This window comes from Fructilactobacillus sp. X3R2C1, assembly GCF_059901235.1.
On the sequence record NZ_JBWXVA010000001.1, the window covers coordinates 282,548 to 302,434 of the forward strand.

Genomic DNA, 19,887 nt, shown 5'->3' on the forward strand with positions numbered 1-19,887 from the left:
TTTATTCACCAAATTCGTTTTTAACTAGTCTCAAAGCTGACATGATGGTCTGATCCATGTTGTAGTAACGGTACTGACCTAAACGACCACCAAAGACAACGTTTGGCGCATCTTTTTCAGCTAATTCGACATAATTCTTGTACAAAGAACGATTCTTTTTATCATCGATTGGGTAGTATGGTTCATCCCCACGGTGCCATGTCTTTGGATACTCATGAGTAATGACGGTCTTGTGCTTATTACCCTTCCCAAACTCAAAATGTTTGTGTTCAATAACTCTAGTGTAAGGAGTTTCAGCATCGGTATAGTTGACTACCGCGTTTCCTTGGTAGTTATCAACGTCTTTCACCTCAGTATCAAACTTCAAGCTCCGATACTCCAGAGCTCCCAATTGATATTCAAAGAACTGGTCAATCATTCCGGTAAAGATGATACGCTTACCGGATTTTAGATACTCATCCTTTTTATCAAAGAAGTCAGTGTTAGTTTTAACATCGATTAAGTCACTAGCAAGCATCTTTTCGATAATTTGAGTGTACCCACCAATGGGAATTCCTTGGTATGGATCACTAAAGTAGTTGTTATCATAAATAAATCGAACTGGAATTCTTCTGATGATAAAGGCTGGAAGATCAGTAGCTTTTCTGCCCCACTGCTTTTCGGTGTAACCCTTTACTAATTTCTCATACAAGTCAGGACCCACCAGTGAGATAGCCTGTTCTTCCAAGTTAGTTGGCTTATCTGGGATATTAGCGCTCCGCTTTTGTTCCTCAATCTTAGCCTTAGCTTCTTCTGGTGTTCTAACTCCCCACAGTTTGTTAAAGGTGTTCATGTTGAACGGCATGTTATAAATCTCACCGTGATAGTTAGCAATCGGACTGTTAACGTAGTTGTTAAAGTCCGCAAATTGATGCACGTAATCCCAGATGTCTTTCATTTTGGTATGAAAAATATGAGCTCCATATTCGTGAACTTGGATGCCCTCTACTTCTTTGGTATAGATATTGCCACCAACGTGATCACGTTTCTCGATCACCTCAACGTGATTGCCGCGTTTAGCAGCTTCGTATGCAAAGGTTGATCCAAATAATCCAGAACCAACCACTAAATAATCAGTCATGTTATCCTCCAAAATGTATTAATTTACTAGGGCAAGCCCTGCTTAAATGTTTTATTTTCTGTCTGAAATGTACAAATAACTTACTAAATTAATAGATAGTCTTACTTTATCAATAATAGTAAAGAATAATGATACAAGCAACAATGCAATTAAGATTGTAATGTCAATTAACTATCCTTTACTTCATTAACAGCTTTCCCATTAATTTTGGTTCTTTTTTTATCCCCATTTAAAAACCAAGTATACTCTACATCAAAGTGGCCGATATCAAGAACCTGTTTGTTTAAAGTTTTAGTCAGGTCATACGAAAGAATGGTCGCCGTTGGTCCCAGTGCAACTAGGACTAAGTCTGGATTTTCTTTTATGATGAGGCCCTTCGATCGCGTGAGGATATCATCATATTGTTCAAAGGCATTGTGACTTGGGCATTCTAACCTCAAGACCTCACTGGCACTTTCTAACAAATCGTTTCCCCTGCCAAAGTGGGTTTGGTCACCCTCAATTACTAATATCTTTTTATCTGAGACATACTTTTTAAACTCATTAAAAACGTACTTAGCAATGTTCTTATCTTTTAAATCCATATACGGACGCGTCACACTGGTATTATAGTAAAACTTATTTCGATCTAAATCTTTGAGCCATTCTGAGCCATACTTCCCTATTTCACGTTCCCAGTACATGTCAGCGTTCATGATACTTGGATCTCTAAATGCTTGGGGAAGCCCAAGTCCATGACCACTAAGATTCGAGTGCAGCACTTCCAAAAGTCGTTTGCTTAATTCTTTTGAATCGCGTTCAAACGATTTCTGCCCCGTCATGTTAATCCATTTAAACTCGCCATCACCAAATCGGCTAAGAGAAATATGATCCCTAGTAATCGCATCGATGGTTTGTTCAATGGATTTAACTTTCAAAGCTTGAAATTGTTTCTTATATTTAATTTGATAGATTGGAATGTAAAGAGCATCATTAAACGCCTTATACATAAAAGACTTTAAGTTCAAATCTATTTCTCACTTTCGTTTTGAATACAACTTAATGTAAGTCTTAGGCATCATGAAGGCCAAAACAATTGCAACAACATACTTCTTGCTCAATTCCTTTAAAGCGGACGAACTAATTAAGGGCCGCAAGATCAAACGCTGCGATTGAGCGTCCCAATTCGGATTATTCAAGATGTTGCGGTGAACGTAAAACAAGTCAATCCGCGCCTTGAAGCTTCTGAAGTATTTCGCTAATTCTGGGTGGTTTGCGATTAATTTATCGACCTTATCAATGTACTCATTACACTTATCAAGTAATTGAGGATCATATGTATTCGTAGTTGACCCCTCGTGCTTATTCAACAAATACATCGGTTGATTGATGTAGTCAATCTGTTCCCGATTAATCGACAACAGGTACTGAAGTACAAATAAACTGTCTTCAAAAAAGTTCTTGTTGCTCATCTTAATCTGATTTTTATCAATAATGTCTTTAACAAAAATCTTATTCCAAAGCCCGACGTCCATTTCTTGGTTCTTAGTCAGGTAATCCCCAAGCAGCTGAGCATCACTAGTAGCAGATTCCATTACGGAATGATCCTCAACTTCGACCCGACCGTTCGGAAATTTCTTCTCAATTCCCGCAATCACTAGTTGCCTATCTTGAATCTTCTCACCCATTGCTTGAATGTATCCGGGTAAATATTCATCATCATCATCAGAAAACATGATGTATTTCCCGGCAGCATGACTAAGCCCCTTGTTTCTGGCCTCAGCTTGATACTGATGGTCAGTATAAAAAAGATGGATGCTCTTGTGATGGAGCATCCGTGACTTGATAATATTTACAGTGTCGTCGGAGGATCCATCATCAATAACTAAAAGCTCAAAGCTAAAATCGGTTTTTTGATTAAAAATCGAATCAATGGCGTTTCCAATTGATTTTTCCGAATTAAAACTGGGCATGATGATACTAATGTCATAGTCAGTCATTAATGGACTCCTCTTTCTAGTAATGTGTTTCGTCTTTTCCGACGTTACTGGAGAACTTTCGTTTTACAAAGCCCCACGCCTTTTTAACTAAATGACGATCACCGATTTGAATCCAGTTGCATTCGGTATATTTAACGTGATTTTTATTAATCCAAACGTCCATCAAAACTTCGGATAAATAACCGAAGACCCGCGCCTCTTGAACCGAATAATTGGAAATGTCAATTCGTTTTTCGACGTTAAAAAGAATGTTAAAGAGCCATTTACAATAGTCGTCAAAGTAATTTGTTTTCATGATGAACATGTTAAACATGTGGGCTGAACGGCTGTGCATGACCTGGTCAAAACTGGCTAAGTAATCGGGATCGATTTCTGAAATGACCTGACGAGTCTCCTCTAACGGCTCTTTGTAGTGAGAGTGCACATAATGTGAATAAATGGTTTCAACGACGTAGTACCGTTTTCGTGGCAACACGACTGGAGCCTTTTCTAGCATCTTTTCGGCCTGCTCCTTAGTTAGCACCTTATCAAGCGAACGATCAAGGTGTTTGCTGAAAAGACGACGATAGTGGACTAGTCCAATCGCGTCAACGTCATGTAAGTTCTTCCATGCCCAGTAAACGGCAGTTAATTCATTGTAATTGGGATTTTTGGCCGAGATGTTGTCACCTTGATTATCCAGTTGAAAACCCTTTTGGCCCTTATAATTTTTGTCAGCACCAACCAAAACTGGTCGGTACAAATCTTGATCTTTTGGCATCGGCGCATCTTTATGGGACGCCACCAAAATTGCAATTTTCATCCTTCAACCTCTTTAATAAGCAGCGTTTGGAACCACCATAATCTGAACCGTCTTGCATATGATCTTCAGATCAAACCAGAAACCACTGTTCATAATGTAGACGATGTCTAAATAAACCATGTCATCAAAACCGACGTTATTTCTCCCCGTCACCTGCCACAAACCAGTACAGCCAGGTTTGACTAACAGTCTCTGGCGATCATAGTCCGTGTATTCGGCGACTTCTTTTGGAAGCGGTGGACGTGGCCCAACCAGTGACATTTCACCAATTAAGACGTTCACTAACTGAGGCAGTTCGTCTAAACTATACTTTCGAATGAAACGCCCGACCTTGGTAACTCGGGGGTCATCCCTCATCTTAAACATGGCCCCGTCAACTTCATTAAATTTTTTCAGTTCAGCTAATTTTTTGTCAGCGTTAGGAATCATCGACCGAAACTTATACATGTTGAAGACGTCCCCGTTACAACCAACTCGTTTTTGCGTGTAAAAAACCTTGCCGTGCGACCCATCACACTTGATTAGAATGCTAAGCACTAAGAATAAAGGACTTAGTAAGATAAGCCCAATTAGACTGGCAGTGATGTCAAATATTCTTTTACACGTAAAGTAGACTGGGCGATTCTGGACTTTTTTGGGATCAAGCCAGATCGTCTTTCTCTTTAGGTTCTCTTCCATTCATCATGACTCCCTCATACTTAGTTCTAATTACCCTTTACGCTAAAATGTTCTCCTCATAAACTTAGGAGAACATCTCGTTGCTATTTAAATCTAGTGATAAGCTGCGGTTCCAGTCTTAGCGGCAGGCAACCCTAAATTCTTCCGAATGAAGTTGGTAGTCTGTTGCAATTGACTTTCCGTTGGAACCTGCATTGCTGAGTTCTCAATCATCTGGTTTTCACCCTGAAGATGATTATCAACAAAGTCACCGTGTTCACGGTAACTAGTAGCAAGTTTCGTCAAATCACTTGAGTCCAAATCAGTCTGACTGGACTTGGCAATTGAACTAATGAAGTCATTATTCATGAGATGTGATACCGAACCGCCCTTGGCTGCAATGGCTTGAAGAACCTGACGTTGCCGCATTGTTCTTCCGTAATCACCAGCTGGGTCAGAATATCTCATTCTTGAATAAGAAAGTGCTTCTTTTCCGTCCATCTTAGTTGGTTGACCCTTCTTGAAGTTATAGCCTTCATAACTAAAGGACAACGTTGGTGTGATAGTCACTCCACCTACTTGGTCAACGATTTCCTTTAAGCCACCCATGTTAATTAAGACATAGAAATCAATTGGAACGTTTAACAGTTTTTCAACGGTCTTAATGGCAGTCCCAGCACTTCCGTAAGTGTATGCAGCATTAATTTTAGATGGTGAATACTGTGGGTATCCGGGAATATTAACGGCAGTATCACGTGGGATACTTGTAAGCGTCATTTTCTTGGTCTCTGGATTAAGGGTGGCAACCATTAAAGTATCGGTTCGACCTTTATAATCACGATCAAGAGCACCCGTATCAGTCCCAAGTAATAGGATTGAAATTGGTTTTTTATGATTTAACAGCGCGTCAGTATCTCGTTGTTTCTTGATTCCTGCACTCTTATAAGCTTTGTTAATTTCATTTGATGCAGATTTATACTTGTAAGCACCATATCCTAAAAACGCTAAAACAATCGCTACAATCACGATCACAACTAGAATAATGATGTTACGAGTCTTATGAGATTTCTTCTCCATGTGACGGCTTCTCATATTATTTCTCCTTAGAATAAAATCGATTTTGAATTAATCATAGTGTAATAATATCATAAGCTGCTAACGATGAAAACTTTATAAGGCAATAAGTTACCTTTTGTTACCATTATTTAAACTACATTATGTTAAAATTTGGGCGAAAATAGGAAAAAGACTGAGGTGAACTAAGTTGGCGACATACTTTAATAAAATGACACGCAACGGCTACAAACAGATTCAAAATGAAATCAAAAAGCTGCAAAAAAATCGTCCGGGAAAAATCCAAGCCTTACACGATGCCGCTGCTCTGGGTGACCGTTCTGAAAACGCGGAATACAGTACGTCTAAAAGAGAACTCCATCGATTAGAAAGTCGCTTGCGTTATTTTAGAAAACAGGAACAATATGCTGAGATTGTTAGAAAACCTGATAATGACCGAATCGGCATTGGTAGCGAGGTTAAAGTGCAATTTTTAGAAGACGGTGATTTAGATTCCTTCCTTATTGTGGGGAAACAAGAAGCTGAATTCTCTAAATTAGATGAAAACAAAATTTTTTACGATTCTCCACTTGGAAAATCATTACTAGGTCATCATCTTATTAATGAAACAATTTCAGTAAAAGCCCCCGAAGTAAACTATAAATTAAAAATCTTGCAAATCGGCACCAGTCAAGGGAAATAGTTTGACCAACGTTGACCAAACCCGGTAGATATGAGCTAATTACTATGCATTCGATTCAAAACTGGTATAATTAGAATTGGAACTTGAGATATGTTCCTATTGTTTATCTTATGTAGTTATAAACTCACCAAGTGGTGAAAATAGGAAAGAGGGAAATTGCACATGGCAGACAATTTTGGAAATGATCCATTCGGAAACGGAATGGACGATTTATTTAATAGTCTAATGAATGGAGGAATGGGTCAAAACCCTAATGCTCGTTACGTTGTTAACGGTCACGAACTTACTCCTGAAGAAGTTGAAGCAATGAGAAAATCAGGTCAAATTCCTGGTCGTCGTGGTAGAAACGGCGGAGGCAACAACGCCAAGCAACAAAAGAAAGCTGAAAGTTACTTGGATAAAGTTGGTCGAAACCTAACTGATGAAGCTAAACAAGGTTTACTTGACCCAGTTATTGGACGTGACAAAGAAATCCAAGAAACCGCTGAAATTTTGAGTCGTCGTATCAAAAACAACCCAATTTTAGTTGGTGACGCTGGTGTTGGTAAGACTGCCATCGTTGAAGGTTTAGCTCAAAAGATCGTTAAGGGTGATGTCCCTGGCGCAATCAAAGACAAGCAAATCATTTCAATCGATTTATCTTCTCTTGAAGCCGGTACTCAATACCGTGGTTCATACGAAGAAAATATTCAAAAATTAATCAAAGAAGTTGAAGAACGTAAAAACGTTATCCTATTCTTTGATGAAATTCATCAAATCGTCGGTGCCGGTGCTTCTGGTGACGAATCTGGAAGCAAAGGGTTAGCTGACATGATCAAACCAGCTTTGAGCCGTGGTGAAATCTCAGTTATTGGTGCTACTACTCAAGACGAATACAGAAACACCATTATGAAAGACTCTGCACTTGCACGTCGTTTCAATGACGTTACTGTTGACGCTCCAAGTAAAGCTACTACCCTTGAAATTTTGAAGGGTATCAAGAAGGCTTACGAAGACCATCACCAAGTTACTTTACCTGACGATGTTTTAAAAGCTGCCGTTGACTACTCAGTTCAATACATCCCTCAACGTTCATTACCTGACAAGGCCATTGACTTGATCGATATGACCGCTGCTCACTTGGCCGCAAAGCACCCTGTTACTGACAAGGTTACCCTTGAAAGTGAATTAAAGGATGCTAAGAAGGAAAAAGAAGACGCAGCTAAAGCTGAAAAGTATGAAGATGCAGCTAAAGCAAAGACTAAGATCGAAGATATCGAAAAGAAACTTAAGAGTGACGACACTAACACTGACCGTCCCGTTGCAAAGGTATCAGACATTGCTGACTCAGTTGAAAGATTAACTGGTATTCCAGTTTCACAAATGAGTGCTAACGACCTTGAAAGATTGAAAGGCATGGATACTCGTCTTAAAGGTCGTGTCATTGGCCAAGACCAAGCTGTTGACCTAGTTGTTAACGCTATCCGTAGAAACCGTGCCGGTTTTGACGAAGGTAACCGTCCAATTGGTTCATTCTTATTCGTTGGACCTACTGGTGTTGGTAAGACTGAATTAGTTAAGCAATTGGCTAAAGACATGTTCAACGATGAAAACTCAATCATCAGACTTGATATGTCAGAATACCAAGATGTAACTGCTGTATCCAAGATGATTGGTACTTCAGCTGGTTACGTTGGTTACGGTGACAATGGTAATACCCTTACTGAACAAGTAAGAAGAAACCCATACTCAATCGTATTGCTTGATGAAATTGAAAAGGCTAACCCACAAGTAATTACCCTATTACTTCAAGTTATGGACGATGGTCGTTTGACTGATGGTCAAGGTAACGTGGTCGACTTTAAGAACACCGTTATCATTGCTACTTCAAACGCCGGATTCGGAAACGATTCAATGAGCAAGAACAACAAGAAGGACATGTCAATTATGGACCGGTTGGCTCCATACTTCAGACCTGAATTCTTGAACCGATTCAATGCCATTGTTGAGTTCTCACACTTGACTAAGGACGACTTAAGCAAGATTGTTGACCTGATGATCGGTAACTTAAACGACACCTTAGCTCAAAAAGACATGGAACTTTACGTAACTCCAGATGCTAAGAAATGGTTGATGGATCAAGGTTACGACGAAGCCATGGGTGCTCGTCCATTACGTCGAGTAATCGAACAACAATTAAGAGATAAGATTGCGATGTACTACTTGGATCACCAAGATGTTAAACATCTTAAGGCTGATCTTAGAAAAGACACCATCGAAATCACTAAGAATACTGACAAGACTAAACTTGCTAGTGGTGACTAATTAAGTTAGTTATATTTTTAAAAACATCTACCAATTCTGGTAGATGTTTTTTTGTGCCCAAAATCTTTTTCTTAAGATTTGCTGAAACCCGTATACAGTGCGGTCTTTGCGTGCTAGACTTGCTATTATACAAACTAATAATTAGGGATCCAATAATATGAATAATAATACAACAAAACGTCGGTTTATTACCGGCTTCACCGGCTTACGGGCACTTGCCGTTATCTGTGTCATCTTATATCACCTGTCACCTAGCGTATTTACCGGAGGATACCTAGGGGTTCCGGTGTTTTTGACGTTGTCAGGGTATTTGGTTACCGATCATCTGATTACCGAATACCATGAAACGAACCATTTCCGCTACGGCTACTTTTGGTCAAAACGATTAAAGCGGCTGTATCCCACCCTCATTACGATGTTATTTGCGACCGCTGCATACATAACATTGTTTCAACGTAATCTACTAGCGAATCTATGGCAGAGCGTCGTATCTAACTTAGCTTACGTATATAACTGGTGGGAAATCATGAATGGTCAATCGTACTTCCAGAACTTTGCTGGAAGTGCTTCCCCATTTACTCACCTTTGGACCCTAGCAATTGAAGGACAATTCTACCTAATTTGGCCACTAATTGCCTACTTCTTACTTAAAAAATTCCACGGAAACAAACACCCCATCTTCTACACTGCCATTTTATTATCAGTTCTTTCAGTCCTTTTAATGGCCGTTCTGTATCATCCTGGTAGTGATCCTAGTCGAGTTTACTACGGGACTGACACCCGAATGTTCTCAATTCTTTTTGGCGCTGCCCTCGCCGTCTTCTGGCCGAGTACCCAGAAACGCGATCATGACAACCAAAAGTCATTTCTACTGGACGTCTTTGGTCTAATCGGAATGGTAGGAATGGGCTGGATCATCGTTACCACTGGTTCACAGTCACCATTTTTGTATCGTGGTGGCATGGCACTGTTCTCGATCTTTACCATAATGGCCATGATGGCGGTTGTTCATCCTAATAGTCACTGGAACCGCATCCTAACCAACAAGTTATTTGACTGGATTGGTTCTAGAAGTTATGAAATCTATGTTTACCAGTTCCCTGTTTTTGTTTTCTTTGCCGACAAATTTAAAGATGTGGCTGATCATCAATGGTTGTACGCAATTATCGAAATTGCGATTATCATCGTTATCTCAGAATTATCGTACCGCTTCATTGAGGTTCCGCTCGCTAAATACGATTACCATCGGGTCCCTGAGTTTTTCAAGACTCTCTTCAACGTTTACAAAATGAGTCTTGACCAGATTAAAGATTGGCTGACCTCGTGCTTTAAACATCACATGGTCCTAAAGGTCCTAGCAATTATTGTATTAACCATTGGCACGGTTGGTATCTTCCAATCAACCACGGTTAATCCGAAGGCCGCCAATCACACGCAACTGGCCAACCGAATTCAAAAGAACTCTAAGGCGCAAGATAAGCACAACGAAAAACTAGCCAAAGAAATCAAATCCGGTAAAAAATCAAAGAACACGAAAGTCAATAAGAAGCTGGAAAAAGACGGCCTAACCAAGCAACAACTCCAAGAAGCTCAGAACCTCTCTGGAAGTGCCATTGGTGACTCAGTCATGCTATCTGGACGCAATAATCTGCAAAAGATCTTTCCAAAACTATACATTGACGCTGCTACCTCGCGTCACCCTCAAGATGGAGTTGCCATCATGAAGAGTATGCAACAACAAGGTTTGTTGGGTAAAAACGTCATTATCGGCCTTGGAACTAACGGTGCCATTAGTGACGAGACGCTGAAGCAATACATGGAAATTGCGGGAAAGAACCGGCACGTCTTCTGGATTAACACCTACGTTCCGACCCAGCCATGGCAGAACCAGGTTAATTCGTTTCTAAAGAAGGCTCAAAAGAAGTATAAGAACCTGTATGTGATCGACTGGTATGATTATGCTAAGTCACATCCACAGTACCTCTATCAAGACCAGACGCACCCTAACGTGCAAGGAACGCCGAAGTACGCTTCCTTCATTGCCCAAAACGTTTTAAAACACGCCGAAAAATAATCAATAAACCAACCCCTAAACGGTTGGCTTATTTTTTTCGAAAGAATAGACGTGGCTAAGATTTTCTTATAAGATATAGCTATAACATTTAGAGGAGTTTTTTATCATCGTAGAATTCATTAAAGAACATCGCATGGACATTTTAAAATACCTTGGCATTGTCATCGCCATCCTCTTCTTCTACATCCTATTCATGGATTATTGGCCAGAGATTAAAATGATGTTCAATCCTGCTACCCGCGGCACGGCGATTCAAGAAATCCGTGACCACGGTCTAATTGATGCTGTCTTATTGATCTTCTTGTTGTACATCTTGACCATGATTCCAGGGGCACCAGTCGCAGTTGTCGGCGTTATCACTGGGATTTGTTTTGGAAAATGGCTTGGCATTATCATCAACGTGATTGGACTTTCAGCCGGAAACTTTGGGACGACTAAGATTGTTTCATCATTTAAAGGGATTGCTAGAAAATACGAGAACAATAAGTATGCCAAACACTTTAAACACTTAAAACATCCCCTCCTCGGTCTGATTATCGGATATTCGATCCCCTTTATCCCAACGTTTCTAGTCAGTTTTCAGGCCAATCAGGATAAGAAACGGTTTCCAGACAAGAAAGTGAAGATTGCGACGATTCTAGGAAGCATTCCCATCTCAATCATCTATTCGCTTGGTGGTGACACGATTTTGCAGGGGAGTTTTAAGAAGCTGATGGTGTTAATCGGTATCATCGTCGTTTTTGCCCTCATTGTGTTCTTTTTAATTAAACGACTGGTAACCGATAAACTCTAATCGAGGTACCCGTTTCCAATTGTTTTTAAAAATGGTAATATAGTAGAGTATAGTAACAATTTATTAATGGAGGTTTTACCATGGCTAAGCATGACAAAAAAGATCAAATTAAAAACTTGCTTGACTTGGAATCCGATAACGGTCCAGTTTTAACAATCACTGTACCCTTGGATCCTAAGGAAGACAATACTCGTAGAGACAACACCCAAATCAACAGTTTGGTTGACACTGCTAAAAAAGCATTTCAAAAACAATACAAACCAGAACTTTGGAACGCCTATGATTTTCAAATTAAGAACTACCTAAAGACTTTACAACCTAAGGCAACCATTGCTAAGGGGATCATCATGTACGTAACTAACGATTCCATCGAAGTTGCTCAATTGAACTATGCTCCACAAACAGCATTCTCATTCTCAGACAAATTGCAAATCTTACCAATCGTAAGACAATACCAATTTGTTCCTGACTTTGACATGTTGTTCTTACAACGTGATGACTTCAAAGTATTTCACGTTAACGACTTGAGCGTTGTTGATGACGACACCGATACTCCAGATCCATTTGACTCAGACAAGACCGAAACTGAGACCCAGGATGATCCTAGAAAAAACGGAGCTAAGTGGGACACTCACGAATACTACGAATTGGTTGACAAATATGTTCAAAAGCATGTTTCAAACAAGGACCACAATCCATTAGTAGTTGTTGCAAACGCTGAAGACGAAGGCCGTTTCAACCGTGCTACTCACAACCCATACGTGGTTGAAGACAAGCACGTTGAAATGGATGCTGCCGTTAAAAACGCTGGCGAAAACGTCCAAGAAGTTGCTCAAACCATTCACGATAACTTTGTTTCAGATGGTGAGAAGTCAATGAAAGACGTCTACGACAAAGCCGACGGTGCTAAAAAGACCACTGACGACTACGATGAGATCTTAAAGGCTGCAATTGACGACCGTATTGCTAACCTAATCATCCAACAAGATGCTTACGTTCAAAGTAAAGACAACGGTGAAGACGTTGAAGTTAACGCCGAAGGTTCACGTCCAGCTAATGAATTAAACTCATTAGCATTGACGGTTCTTGGCCTTGATGGTGATATTACTGTATTGCCTGCCGACGATATGCCAACTGACAAGAAAGTTGCAGCTATCTTAAGATGGTAATTTTAAAAAAGAGCTTGATTACCAAGCTCTTTTTTTATGCGCAAATTTAATATATTTTTAGCGTATGTATATTAAGGAAATTTAAATATGTCAATAGATAAACAGCTAAATAGGGAATTACCTCAAGCCTTAATAATCACAAACTATCAAAACAGTAAAACAGAACAGATTAATGAGTATAAAAAATTACTCAAAAAAACACTTAATATAAAAGAAATAACAAAAATTAATCTCCATTTTTACAAATCAATAACCAATGAAAAAAACGCACTTAAATTATCAGTTTTTAATGTCCATAATCATTTAACTGACAGATTAGTCTTGACTTTGCCACAATTTAATTTATGTGTACCAGAAATGAAAAATATCAATAAACAAGCCGAAATTCTAATTAAAGAAAAAAATATCTACAGTTTAAAGGATCAGGCAGGTTTAGAACGAATTTTGGGCCAAATTAATCAATATTTATTTAATAAAGACCTTCATCCTACCATTATTGATAAGGCAACTTATATTTGGTATTCCATAGCAAGCTACCAATTTTTTACGAATGGTAACAAAAGAACAGCCATGTTAGCTGCTCTCACCTTTCTTAGTAATAATTATTATACATTTGATATATATGATGACATGGCTCTCTATACGATTTCCGTTGCAATTGCTCAAAAAAGCATGTCACAAGCTGAATTAAAAGAGTATGTTACCTTTCATTGTTATTTAGACTTAGATTTAATGCAATCTACACTTGGCGTTTGACAAAACTAAATTTATAAAATAGCATGTATTGAAAGCATAGATAGTGGTTTAAGAAAGGAGAAATTAATATGAATATAACCGATAAAGAGCTGAACCAATTATTCGATAAATTAATGGATCCCAAAAACCGTAAAAGAATTAATGAAGAAGCTAATAAGAAAGTAACAGATAACCCTAAGGTAATAAAAGCACTCAAGATGCTTTCTAAGATATAATATTCGTCACAAAAAACTAAATATGTTTATATTAATAGCACAAAAAAGAAGTCTCGAATGAGACTTCTTTTTTGTAATAATTACTGTATGAGAATAGATTAATTATTTCCTACAAATTCTTTAGGTGATATATCAAGGAAAAGAACTTCCTTCCCTTCATTTTCATCAACAGTAATGTAAAAAACAATAATAGAATCATTTTTTAATTTTTTAACAAACTTTTCTCCAGCTTTTTCTCTAACTATTTTCTGATCATGCTCACTTAACTCAGAAAACTTTATTTGATAATAAACATTCGATCCAAGTATTTTCTCATAGCTAGATTTCTTTTTATCAGGTTCAGAATATATTTTTTTATGTTCACTATAATTCGAATTTATATTATTTTTCATCTCATCAAATTTATAATCCCGAGATCCATTTTTAGTTCTACGAAGTATCCATAATAATTTTCCTAAACAATGTGGGATGACTTCTCCTGACCATTTTTTTGAACCGTATAATTCCCACAATTGATAGGGAAGGATAGGGCTATCATCACTTTGGGATAATTCCCAATATTCATCTAAACAATTTTTATCCATTGCTATCACATCTTTCACTTTTTTCATTCATATTTATAATATACTAAAAATAATAAAGCATCTAGATAATCCATTTTTTAAAATTATAATATCAAATCAAAATTTAACAAAAAGGCCTTGAACTCCACAGTTCAAGGCCTTTTTTTTACTTCTTTTCAAAGAAATCGTTCGCAATATCCTGATAAGCATTAATCGTATCAAGATAACTTGAAAGTGTCGTGTACTCGTTAATCTGGTGTGACGTGTTGTTCTTGTCAGGACCCAACAAGATCACGGCCATTTTGTCGTTTTCCTGAACGTAAACACTCGCATCAGTCGCACCGTTATTGACAATCAACTCGGGCTTGCGATTCTGATAATCTTTTTTGGTAACCTCATAAGCATCCTGGACGAATCGATTGTCCTTATCGGTTTCAATTGGATAAAAGTTGTGAACCAACTTAAATTCAAGGTGATATGGCGTCTCGTCGTTCACTTTATCAACGATTGTTTGAATCAATTCAATCACGTTGTCGTTATTAAATGAAGGAGTCGGACGGACGTTTCCAAGTAAACTTGCTGATCCAGGAATAATGTTAACCTGTTCCCCACCGTTAATGACGGTGATACTGTGTTGGACTTTGCCAAGCACTTGATCAACTGGTAAATCGTTGAAGAAATCCGGCTCAGCTTGAATGTATTTAACCAAACCAGTAATGGCGTTCAACCCCAAATCAGGAGTCGAACTGTGCGCTGGTTTTCCAGTACTAGTAATCTGATAGTTCAGACTTCCAGAATGGGCATAGGTGACATCCCCATCGGAAGGTTCACCAACAATCATGGCGTCCACATCATCAATATACTTTGGTTCAATCTTATAAGCCCCCGGCGCACCAAATTCTTCTCCTGAAGTCGCAATCAAACGAATCTTTCCATCAGGAACTTCGCCCGTATCAGCTAACTCACAGAGCGCAATCACCTCAGCCGCTAGCCCACTCTTCATGTCAGCGGCACCACGACCGTAGATCTTGTCACCCAAGATTTCCCCTTTAAACGGATCGTGTTTCCAATTTTCCGGATGAGCAACTGCCACCGTGTCTTGGTGTCCCTCTAAAGCCAGTACTTTCCCAGATTCACCAGTTCCAAGTTCAGCAATCAAGTTGGCGCGGCCGTCGCCAAACGGAAAAATCTTACTGTCAATGCCGTGCTTTTTCAGCAGCTTCGACAAGTACTCTGAGATCTCAATTTCATTACCGTTCACGGACTTAATCTGAATTAGATCCTGTAAAATTTTGATTTTCTCTGCTTTTTCCATTCTTAAACACCCTTCTTTAAATTCTTATTTATTAACCGCGATCGGCGTGGTTAGCGAACTTGGCCCAGACATCACCAACAACTTGAATAATCAGAACCATGATGACAACTAGGATTGTTGCGACTAAGGTTGTGTCGTTTGCGAAGCGGTTGTACCCGTATGAGATGGCCATGTTACCAAGACCACCAGCACCAATGGCACCGGCCATTGCGGTTAAACCAACTAAACTAATCAAAGTTACGGTCGATACTCGAATCAACTCTGAACGCGCTTCACTGAGGTACACGCCGAAGATTAAGTCCCAGTTCGTGGCCCCTAGTGATTCCGCTGATTCAATGATGCCATGATCGACACTCTCAAGAGCGACTTGAACCTGCCGCGCATAAAACGGAAAGACCCCGACTGATAGAGGTACTAAAGCGGCCGTCGTTCCGATTTGGGTTCCAACGATCTTCTGCGTAACTGGGGCAATGAAGGCCAGCAAGATGATAAAGGGAACGGCTCGGAATAGTGATACGACTTTGTCGATGATCCAGAACAGTGGATGACACGGCATAATCCCGTTATCCGCAAAAATCACTAAACAAACTCCAAAGATGATTCCTGCAATCCCACCAAAGATTGCGGACCAAAACGTCATGTAAATTGTCTGATTAACGGCTGTAATCCAGCCTTCTTCACCATTTAATCCCTGTGAAACCACGTTGGGAAAATGAATTGCAAACCAATCTCCCATTATTCTGCCTCCTTCAATTCAGTGACCTTGATGTCTTGACCATTAAGGTACTTAACCGCTGCTTCTTGATCCTCTTGACTTCCAAGTAAATCAACAATCAACGTTCCAACGACCTGCTCACCCAATTTTTCAATATTACTGTAGATGATACTTGCCGAAATATGGAACTTCTCGTACAAGCTCACGATGATTGGATCGCTAATGTCATCTGATAGATACGTCAACTGAACTAGATTTCGCTTGTTAACGTCAATGTTCATCGACTTCAAGATTTCAAGTGCGTTGAAACTGTTTCCAACAATCTTTCTGGTAGTTGGATTCTTTGAATCAACGAAGATATCAAGTAGATTACCAACATCAACCACTTTTCCTTGACTCATGATGGCAACTTCCTGACAAATCCGTTTGATGGCTTCCATTTCATGGGTGATCAGAATAATCGTTAAGCCATATTTCTCGTTCAATTCTTTCAGTAAATCCAAGATTTGATCGGTGTTCTTGGGGTCAAGTGCAGAAGTGGCTTCGTCAGAGATCAAAATCTTAGGGTCGTTAGCGAGCGCTCTAGCAATCGCTACTCGTTGCTGTTGACCACCAGAGAGTTGGGATGGATAGGCTTTTAGGTAGTCGCCTAAACCAACAATGTCGAGCATCTTCTTGGCTTTGGCCTCACGTTCTTTTTCCTTTAAACCACTGTGCTTCAATCCGAACTCAACGTTGCGTTGGACGTTTTGTTCTTCTAGCAGATTAAAATGCTGAAAAATCATTCCAATTTGACGCCGTTCGTCACGCAACTCTTTCGTATTAATTGAAGAAACTTGGTCGCCTTCTTTTTTATAGAAGGTTTTCCCAAACACATCGACTTCCCCGTCGGTTGGTTTTTGTAGCAGGTTGATGGTTCGAACTAACGTCGATTTACCGGCACCGGAGTAGCCAGCAATTCCGAAGATTTCACCTTTGGGAATTTTCAACGATACGTCTGAAACGGCGTGAATCACATTCTTTTTTTGTTTGAACGTAACTGAGACGTCCTTGAATTGCACAATATTATTACTCATTAGTTCCTCCTAAAATTTACGATTCCAAGCAGGAATTTCGGTGTTTCCATAATACTTCTTGACCAGTTGCTCGGTCTTCTTGGTCTGGAATGATTTTACAACGTCTTTGTAGTTCTTGTTATTCTTCTGGTCCTTGTTAGCAGCAATCAAATTGATCCACTGTTTCGAATCATTGTTGAGTGGTTCGGTAAAGATCGTTTCCTTATCACCTAAGTGAGCGGGAACGGCGTAAGTGTTATTAATAACGGCACCATCGACACTGTTTAGTACTCGTGGGGTTTGTGATGCGTCCACTTCTTTGAAATTCAAGTGCTTTGGATTGCTCTGAATGGCGTTTAATCCTAAAAAGCCCTTCTGGTTTTTCAAAGTGATAAGTCCCGCGTTCTTAAGGAGGTAAAGCGAACGACTCTCATTGGAAGTATCGTTTGGAACGGCAATCGTCCCACCATCCGGAATGTCCTTAACGTTCTTGTACTTCTTTGAATAAAGTCTGATAGGAGCGATGTAGGTGTTACCAACGGAAACAATGTCAGAATGATTTTGCTTATTCCAGTTATCTAAGAAGGCATAATGTTGAAATGAGTTCAAATCAATCTCGTGTTGAGTCAAAGCCTTGTTGGGTTGCGTGTAATCAGTAAAGTGGGTGAACTTAATGTTAACCCCATACTTCTTCTTGGCAGTCTCAGCGACTGACTTCCAAATCTCATCGTCTGATTTAGAGCCGCTCATTAGACCGACGTTAACGGTCTTTTTACTTTCAGCCGAGTGTCTGGCAAAACTAAACCAACCTAACCCAACGATCACAACCACAATGATAATTCCAATAATCCACTTAGTACTTCTCCTCATGATGTCCACTTCCTAATTTTTATTTGATTGCTTAATTCATTAAATTAAATAAAAAAAGCATCCGCCCTTTAATTAAAAAGGACGAATGCTTTCGTGTTACCACCTTAGTTTACAGTTACCCTTTCAAGTAACTGCCTCAAAGACTACTCTAGTCGACGTCTGAACTAGAAGAGCCTTGCGATGATATCGGTAGCAACCCCGTCGCTGGTTCGAAATTCTTGCCAGTAAATGATTAAAAGTCCATATTCCCCGAATTCATCTCATCCCTTCACACCGACCAGAGACTCTCTTAGAAAATTCAACGGGTACTCAGCTTTTCCATCTCGTTTATTTAATTTGTTGTAAGTATACTAATCCGTCGACCAATATCTGTCAACAAAAATTTTAATTATTTTTTAAAACTAGCTAGTGAACCCATTGGGTCCCAAGGTTCAAGCATCTTAGGTTCCTGTTTTTGTTCCTCAAGTTGCTTGTCAGACATGTACTTCTTGTTGATAACGGTCTGGTAAACAAATTCGTTGAACCAGTCGTCACTCATGACAAAGTAACCTTTTTCACCGACCTTTTCACCCCAGCTGTTTTCAACCTTCCACTTGGTTGGTTGATCATCGACTAGGTCAACGCCGGTAATCACCATGGCGTGAGTCATCATGCTTTCCTTGTAGTCAAGTCTTGCACCCTTACTCATCTTCAGGTCAGTGCTGAACAAAGCATCCTTGTGGTACAAGTGCGTATCCATGATTCCCTTTTTTCTGTCAGAGTCTTGCACAACGTCACAGCCGAACCAAACGGCCTCGCCGTTCTTTAGCTGTTTTACAGCTAAGTCTTTCAATTCATCAATCTTCAGGTTTAAATGCTTAACCTGTCTGCCACCAACCACGTTGCCTAACATTTCAATCGTGTAGGTCTGGTCAAATGGCTTGTCACCAGTTGGTGAGTTAATCAAAGAAACGTAGTCTTCCAGGTTGATGTTGACGTATTTATCAAAGAACTCTTTCGGAGTCAGATCTTTGTCTATGTGGTACTTGTTGTCAGTGTCGCGATACTCGAAATCAAAGCGCTTCGTTGGACGGCCCAGCGAGTATGCCAAAATGCGGTAAACATCGTTTAGCATCTCACTCTTAGTTGATTCAAGCTTTTCTTCGGTCGCACCATCTTTTACCATCTTACGTAATACTTCAGCATCGCGACGTAACTTCAAGTTTAAAGTCTGATTCAATTCATCAGAGCGATTACTATTGTAAGTTTCAACCATGGTTGAACTTGGAACAACTCCGTACTTTTCAATGATGGCGCACAACATGTCCCATTGGCCCCCGTCTTGTTGTGGGGTTTCCATTAAGAAGTCGATCTTGCGTGAACCTAATGGTTGATCAGCGGTTTTAATCACGTTTTCTAAGAAATAGTTTGATTTTTCAAACTTATCCCAGAAGTTAACGTAGTTTTGTGATAATTCAAATTTTGGTGAAACCTTGTAGTTTTCGGCAATCTTAAAACGCATGGTGTTAAGTGCTGAAAACATCCAGCACCTTCCACTTTGCTTCTGATCGGCAACGTGTTGTTCGGGAACTTCGACCGAGAAAACTCGTTTCATTTTTTCATCAGCCTTGTAATCAGCAGCACTGTTGTTAATTCCATTATGAGAAACGGCCCGTTCTAAGACCAGACTGTCGTCTTTGTCTTCATAACTTTTTTCATACCATTCCAGGTCTTGCGGATTAATTGCTTTCTTATCCAAAATGAT

General features: G+C 39.5%; 19 protein-coding genes and 1 other annotated feature. Of the genes, 7 read left to right on the plus strand and 12 right to left on the minus strand.

The genetic code is table 11. From position 1 onward, the window contains the following. Position 1 precedes the first annotated feature (1 nt). From glf to AC6UDB_RS01535, 6 genes are all read right to left on the minus strand, one after another. Positions 2-1,120, minus strand: a complete 1,119-nt coding sequence (gene glf / locus AC6UDB_RS01510) for a UDP-galactopyranose mutase (RefSeq protein ID WP_500695412.1) — start codon at positions 1,118-1,120, stop codon at positions 2-4. Positions 1,121-1,287: 167 nt separating this feature from the next. After that, positions 1,288-2,127, minus strand: a complete 840-nt coding sequence (locus AC6UDB_RS01515; protein ID WP_500708960.1) for a GT-D fold domain-containing glycosyltransferase — start codon at positions 2,125-2,127, stop codon at positions 1,288-1,290. Positions 2,128-2,136: 9 nt separating this feature from the next. Further along, positions 2,137-3,099: a glycosyltransferase family 2 protein gene (locus AC6UDB_RS01520; RefSeq protein WP_500708961.1), complete on the minus strand. Its 963-nt coding sequence runs from the start codon at positions 3,097-3,099 to the stop codon at positions 2,137-2,139. Positions 3,100-3,115: 16 nt separating this feature from the next. Then, positions 3,116-3,901, minus strand: a complete 786-nt coding sequence (locus tag AC6UDB_RS01525) for a DUF4422 domain-containing protein (protein WP_500706198.1) — start codon at positions 3,899-3,901, stop codon at positions 3,116-3,118. A gap of 12 nt (positions 3,902-3,913) precedes the next feature. Next, positions 3,914-4,579: a sugar transferase gene (locus AC6UDB_RS01530; RefSeq protein ID WP_500708962.1), complete on the minus strand. Its 666-nt coding sequence runs from the start codon at positions 4,577-4,579 to the stop codon at positions 3,914-3,916. A gap of 93 nt (positions 4,580-4,672) precedes the next feature. After that, a complete protein-coding gene (locus AC6UDB_RS01535) occupies positions 4,673-5,650 on the minus strand; it encodes an LCP family protein (RefSeq protein WP_500693330.1) in 978 nt (325 codons plus the stop codon). Positions 5,651-5,843: 193 nt separating this feature from the next. Between AC6UDB_RS01535 and AC6UDB_RS01540 the strand changes: the two genes are divergently transcribed. The 7 genes from AC6UDB_RS01540 (at position 5,844) to AC6UDB_RS01570 (ending at position 13,625) form a co-directional block, all read left to right on the plus strand. Next, positions 5,844-6,314 carry a GreA/GreB family elongation factor gene (locus AC6UDB_RS01540; protein ID WP_500709027.1) on the plus strand — a complete coding sequence of 157 codons (471 nt, stop codon included), beginning with the start codon at positions 5,844-5,846 and terminating at the stop codon, positions 6,312-6,314. A 162-nt stretch (positions 6,315-6,476) separates the two neighbouring features. Then, complete coding sequence (locus AC6UDB_RS01545) at positions 6,477-8,618, plus strand: ATP-dependent Clp protease ATP-binding subunit (RefSeq protein WP_500708963.1); 2,142 nt, start codon at positions 6,477-6,479, stop codon at positions 8,616-8,618. Positions 8,619-8,775: 157 nt separating this feature from the next. Further along, positions 8,776-10,692 carry an acyltransferase family protein gene (locus tag AC6UDB_RS01550; RefSeq protein ID WP_500708964.1) on the plus strand — a complete coding sequence of 639 codons (1,917 nt, stop codon included), beginning with the start codon at positions 8,776-8,778 and terminating at the stop codon, positions 10,690-10,692. Positions 10,693-10,825: 133 nt separating this feature from the next. Continuing rightward, on the plus strand, positions 10,826-11,485 hold the full coding sequence (locus AC6UDB_RS01555; protein ID WP_500708965.1) for a TVP38/TMEM64 family protein: 660 nt from the start codon (positions 10,826-10,828) through the stop codon (positions 11,483-11,485). Positions 11,486-11,565: 80 nt separating this feature from the next. Next, positions 11,566-12,654 carry a baeRF3 domain-containing protein gene (locus AC6UDB_RS01560; RefSeq protein ID WP_500708966.1) on the plus strand — a complete coding sequence of 363 codons (1,089 nt, stop codon included), beginning with the start codon at positions 11,566-11,568 and terminating at the stop codon, positions 12,652-12,654. Between the two features lie 87 nt (positions 12,655-12,741). After that, the gene (locus AC6UDB_RS01565; RefSeq protein ID WP_500708967.1) at positions 12,742-13,410 is read left to right on the plus strand and encodes a type II toxin-antitoxin system death-on-curing family toxin; all 669 of its coding nucleotides are present in this window, start codon (positions 12,742-12,744) and stop codon (positions 13,408-13,410) included. Positions 13,411-13,478: 68 nt separating this feature from the next. Beyond that, entirely contained in the window at positions 13,479-13,625 is a 147-nt protein-coding gene (locus AC6UDB_RS01570) for a hypothetical protein (protein ID WP_500695421.1), read from the plus strand. 98 nt (positions 13,626-13,723) lie between these two features. Here AC6UDB_RS01570 and AC6UDB_RS01575 read toward each other — a convergent pair whose 3' ends face one another. The 6 genes from AC6UDB_RS01575 to AC6UDB_RS01600 all read right to left on the minus strand — a co-directional run bounded on the left by AC6UDB_RS01575 (position 13,724) and on the right by AC6UDB_RS01600 (position 19,881). Further along, entirely contained in the window at positions 13,724-14,236 is a 513-nt protein-coding gene (locus tag AC6UDB_RS01575; protein WP_500708968.1) for a hypothetical protein, read from the minus strand. A gap of 118 nt (positions 14,237-14,354) precedes the next feature. Continuing rightward, positions 14,355-15,503: an ArgE/DapE family deacylase gene (locus AC6UDB_RS01580; protein WP_500708969.1), complete on the minus strand. Its 1,149-nt coding sequence runs from the start codon at positions 15,501-15,503 to the stop codon at positions 14,355-14,357. A 31-nt stretch (positions 15,504-15,534) separates the two neighbouring features. Further along, entirely contained in the window at positions 15,535-16,239 is a 705-nt protein-coding gene (locus tag AC6UDB_RS01585) for a methionine ABC transporter permease (RefSeq protein WP_500708970.1), read from the minus strand. Then, the gene (locus AC6UDB_RS01590) at positions 16,239-17,294 is read right to left on the minus strand and encodes a methionine ABC transporter ATP-binding protein (RefSeq protein ID WP_500695430.1); all 1,056 of its coding nucleotides are present in this window, start codon (positions 17,292-17,294) and stop codon (positions 16,239-16,241) included. The genes AC6UDB_RS01585 and AC6UDB_RS01590 overlap by 1 nt, the downstream gene beginning before the upstream one ends. A gap of 9 nt (positions 17,295-17,303) precedes the next feature. Then, complete coding sequence (locus tag AC6UDB_RS01595) at positions 17,304-18,143, minus strand: MetQ/NlpA family ABC transporter substrate-binding protein (RefSeq protein ID WP_500696375.1); 840 nt, start codon at positions 18,141-18,143, stop codon at positions 17,304-17,306. 74 nt (positions 18,144-18,217) lie between these two features. Then, positions 18,218-18,474, minus strand: a binding site (T-box leader). Positions 18,475-18,531: 57 nt separating this feature from the next. Further along, on the minus strand, positions 18,532-19,881 hold the full coding sequence (locus AC6UDB_RS01600) for a C1 family peptidase (protein WP_500708971.1): 1,350 nt from the start codon (positions 19,879-19,881) through the stop codon (positions 18,532-18,534). Positions 19,882-19,887 lie beyond the last annotated feature (6 nt).